The organism is Barnesiella sp. CU968, from assembly GCF_905219685.1.
In the GTDB taxonomy this organism is placed as follows: Bacteria; Bacteroidota; Bacteroidia; order Bacteroidales; family Muribaculaceae; genus Lepagella; species Lepagella muris_A.
This window is the reverse complement of record NZ_CAJMXD010000368.1, coordinates 1-2,902: the sequence shown is the minus strand read 5'-3', so window position 1 is coordinate 2,902 and position 2,902 is coordinate 1. Positions and strand designations below refer to the sequence as shown.

At 48.9% G+C, this 2,902-nt stretch carries 4 protein-coding genes; all 4 read right to left on the bottom strand.

Translation table 11 applies throughout. The annotated features are described in order from the left end of the window. Window positions 1–246: 246 nt before the first annotated feature. Window positions 247–1,293, bottom strand: a complete 1,047-nt coding sequence (mltG, locus tag JX312_RS11595) for an endolytic transglycosylase MltG (protein WP_204458095.1) — start codon at window positions 1,291–1,293, stop codon at window positions 247–249. A 5-nt stretch (window positions 1,294–1,298) separates the two neighbouring features. After that, entirely contained in the window at window positions 1,299–1,592 is a 294-nt protein-coding gene (gene hpf / locus JX312_RS11590) for a ribosome hibernation-promoting factor, HPF/YfiA family (RefSeq protein WP_123404925.1), read from the bottom strand. A 155-nt stretch (window positions 1,593–1,747) separates the two neighbouring features. Further along, window positions 1,748–2,626, bottom strand: coding sequence for a tyrosine-type recombinase/integrase (locus JX312_RS11585; RefSeq protein WP_204458094.1), 879 nt, complete (start codon window positions 2,624–2,626; stop codon window positions 1,748–1,750). A gap of 130 nt (window positions 2,627–2,756) precedes the next feature. Continuing rightward, window positions 2,757–2,902: 30S ribosomal protein S21 (rpsU, locus tag JX312_RS11580; protein WP_204458096.1), on the bottom strand; the 146-nt coding region annotated here is incomplete at its 5' end.

Below are 2,902 nucleotides of genomic sequence, written 5' to 3'. Positions count from 1 at the left end.
ACGCAGAAACCGAGAAATCTGGGATATATGACTGTTGTGTCGGCAAGGTTCAGCTGCCCTTTCTTCAGCAGATTCCACCAGTCGCGCGATTCAATGGAGTCAGTTGGTTCTGCCCCCGTTGCCGGGAGGGCGATAAGCATAATGGAAATCAATGTAATGGTTATAAACGGTCTTGTCATGTATAGATCGATATAACTGTAATGGTTCGTTAAAAGTTTATTGTTCGTTGGGGAAAAGGCTGCCTGTTCATCTTATCCCGCGTGCGTTGAGAGCCTTCTGATAGCGACGTGCGTTACGGGAGTGTTCTTCGAAGCTGGTTGCGAAGTTGTGGGTGCCGGAGAAATCTTCTTTGGCGCACATATAGAGATAGTCGTTGGGTTCGCTGTCAAGAATCGCGTCAAGTGTGGCACGCGAAGTTGTGCGTATGGGTCCGGGTGGGAGCCCCTTGTGTATGTACGTGTTGTAGGGGGATTCAACTCCAAGATGCTTTCTGGTTACGCGTCTGATTGAATAATCCTTTAGCGCGAATCTTACCGTTGGGTCTGCCTGAAGTCGCATGCCTTTCCTGAGTCTGTTTATGTATAGTCTGCCGATTGTTCCTTTTTCCGAAAGTTTGTTGGTCTCCTCATCTGTTATGGAGGCAACGGTCATTATCTCGGCGGGGGTCGCACCGAGAGCTTCTGCCTTATTTCTGTTTATATCGTTCCAGAAAGAGGAATAATTGCGACCGATTTTTGCAATAAGTTCCTGGGGAGATGTGGTCCAGTAGACTTCATATGTGTCATCGAGGAATAGAGCCATTGCCTGATTGTAGTCAAGACCGTATGGCTCGAGCACGGCAGGGTCGGCAAGAGCCGCGCGCAGATCGTGCTCGGTAAATTCCATTTTTGCCGCGATGCGTCTGCACAGCAGGTCTATGTCGCGGAATCCGTTTATCGTTATTCTTACGGGTGTCTGTCCACCGCGAGTGAGGCGCCGCATCGCCGTCAGTGCGTTGGATCCTTCCGGAATCTCGTAGGCTCCATGACGTGTGGCGAAGTCTGTGCCACGCACTTTGCAGAGTCTTGTCACCTTCGAGGCGAATCCATTGCCGTAATATTTGGCTATGGAGTCATGAACCATCGCGCTTGTGGCATTGGCGGGAATCCGGATTATAGCGGCTTTTTCCGTGCGTTCGATAATAACTGGATAAAGCAGGAGAAGAAACGCTATTATGATAAAAGCCAACCCCAAAAGGCTGTAGAGTAGCCTTTTGGGGAGCTTTGATTGTATTTCGTTGCGCTTGGCGTTCACTTTTGTCAGCCTCTGTCTTTAAGTTTTTCAAGTTGAGGTTCAAGGGCTCGCAGACAAAGATCTACAGCCTCTTCAAATGTGTCGGCTATCTTGGAAGCGAACAAATCGGGAGTCTGCGGCACTGTCAGTTTCACCTGTGCTTCCTTGTTCATTGATGTCTCCGGTTTCACTACCTTCAGAGTCACGTCTGCATCAGTGATCGATTCGTAATGGCGGGACATTTTATCTATTTTCTTATTGATGAAGGAGACGAGTTTTTCGGAGATGTCGAAATGAATTGCTTGAATTGTAGCTTCCATAACATAAGGTTTTTATGGGTTAATACTATGGAGTGCGGTCCGTTTTGCGGCTACGCCTCCGTTCTGCGTGGGTTGCCCTGGGACATCCGTTTTTACAAAGATAAACAATAAATCTGAAATTTTGCTTATGTTTTTAATAAAAATTTTACAAATTTTCAGCATTCGGTTTTCGCACGCGGGTGTGAGGCTGCATAGGATTTTTTAAGTTCGTTGAAAGAGAGGTGCGTATATATCTGCGTGGTGGCGAGAGAGGAATGACCCAGAAATTCCTTCACAGCATCAAGCGATGCGCCGTCGTTGAGCATGGATGTGGCGAAAGTGTGGCGCAGTACATGCGGACTTTTCCGCATTGCCGATGATCCGGAAAGGGCGTTCCTGACAATGTCGTACAGAGTTNTTTTGCTTATTGCTCCGTTTGCGCCTGCGAGCAGGGGGCGGGGTGCAGGTAATGACGGATACCGTGCGTCTCGGACTTTTTGCCATTCTGCAATTTCATCAAGCAATTCCGGCGGAAGGGGCACAACGCGTTGTTTCGACCGTTTTCCTGTGACTTTTGCCTCACGGAGGGAGAAATCTATGTCGGCGTCTGTGAGTGTGCGGAGTTCTTCCTGTCTCAGACCTGTGGAATAGAGCATGAGTATGGCTATGTGTGCCCTGTGAGAGCGGAAGTCGGAGATGTCGCCATTCTTTACGATTGCCTCTATTTCCTGCTCTTTTACAAATTCGGGAAGGCGTTTCGGGGCCTTTGCCAGAATAATGTCGGCGGCGGGATTGAAAGTTATGCTGCCTCGTCTCAGGAGCCATCTGTAGAATGCCCGCAGACTCTGTGCTTTTCTTCTTAAGGTGACCGGGGAATCTTCCCTTGCCATAGAGCCGAGCCATGCCCGGATGTCGGCTGTAGTGGCTGATGCAGGGTCGAATGTCTCGCCTCCGAGCCATGCTGCAAACTGCGATATGTCGCGGCTGTAGGCTTCGACGGTCAGCCGGCTTCTGTTGAGTTCAAGCCGCATGTAGTCTTCAAATTCGCGTAGCATTACAGTGGGGCGTATGGTGTGTTGCGGGCTGAATGACAGCCGAATTGAGCATGATTGATGATATGCGAAGATTCAGCACAAACATAAAGCTTGTGCTGAATCTGTTATGGGTGCAGATAAAAGCGGCTTTTTACTGCTCAGCCTGACGAAGCTGCTGAACGTAAACGGCCTTCATCATCTTCTTGCGGTTGGTCACAGATGGTTTTTCGAAAGCCTGACGTGAACGAAGCTCTTTTACGATGCCTGTTCTTTCGAATTTACGTTTGAACTTCTTGA